We start from the raw sequence: 1,146 nt of genomic DNA, 5'->3' as shown, positions 1-1,146 counted from the left end.
AGGTGGCGGCGTCCGTCCTTCGCGAGCGGCCACTCCATGACGTGGCGGGTAGGGGAGGTGAGGAAGGCGTCCAAGTCGGGGCAGAGTCCGCAGCCAGTCCGGCATGTCCCGGCCGGGGTGAGGGACCAGTCGTCGGCCGCGCGTACGGGGCGGGTGAGGGCCGCGGTGAGCCGGTCCTCGCAGTGGTCGGCGAGGGTCTGGAAGGCGCGGGCGGCGGGTGCGCCATCGCGTATGGTCGTCTGGTGGCGGGCCGCGGTGCGCAGGGCGGGGAGCAGACATTCCAGGGCGGTGTCTGGCAGGCCGCGCAGCGTGGCGGCGATGGCGTCGGCGGTCTCGGGCTTTGCCGCCTGCAGGACACGGGCCAGCGATGCGCCCAGCCCCTCCATTCCTGTGCGGCGCTCCGTCTCGCGGCCGACGCCGAGCCAGCTGGTGAGCTGCTGCTCGACTGCTTGCCAGGCACCCTCGGCCAGCGGCGAGGCCATCGCGTCCCCATCGCCGTCGGCGGCCTGCAGCGCGGTGCACAGGCCGGGCAGCGATTCGAGCCACGCCGCGCGGTCGGCCCCGGTGTACGCGCCAACCGTGCCAAACCAGCTGCTGACGGCCCCGCGAGCCCATGTCCTTCCGTACCGTGCGGCCGCTGCCGCGAGACCCGGGGCGTGCCGCTCGCCCAGGGTCTCCACCCCGAAAGGCGCGAGGAGCATCGTGGCAGTGGCCGCTTCCCGCAGTCCCACCGCGACGGGCAGGGCGGCGGCGAAGAGCGCCGCGGCCGCCTCGCCCGAACCGTGGTGCTTCCAGAACGGGGCGAGCGACCGGGCGAGCGTGCGCGCCCGGTCGAGGTCCCCGGCATCCAGGTGGCCCTGAAGTTCCCGCAGTGCGCCCTCGGAGCCGGCCTCGGCGCGGGCCGTGAACGACCGCTGCCGGGGCCACAGGACCACGGCGGCCCGCCGGTACCAGCGGTCCAGGGTGTTGCCGTAGTTGCCCATGTAGCCCTCGTACTCGGACTGGTAGGGCGTCAGGTCCTTGTTCTCGGTGGTGGCGCACACTTCGGCGTACGCGACGGGCAGGTTGATCTGCTCGCCGCCGGTGCCGTGCGGGCGGGTCCACCAGCTCAGCGTGATCTCGTCGTCGATCAGCTCGTTCAGTTCG

The 1,146-nt window shown here is 73.6% G+C and carries 1 pseudogene; it reads right to left on the bottom strand.

From position 1 onward, the window contains the following. Positions 1-1,146 (bottom strand): annotated as a pseudogene (locus tag ACWDA7_RS53145) (2OG-Fe(II) oxygenase); the annotation flags it as partial.

It is taken from the genome of Streptomyces sp. NPDC001156, from assembly GCF_053598275.1.
This window is presented reverse-complemented; position numbering and strand designations above follow the sequence as displayed.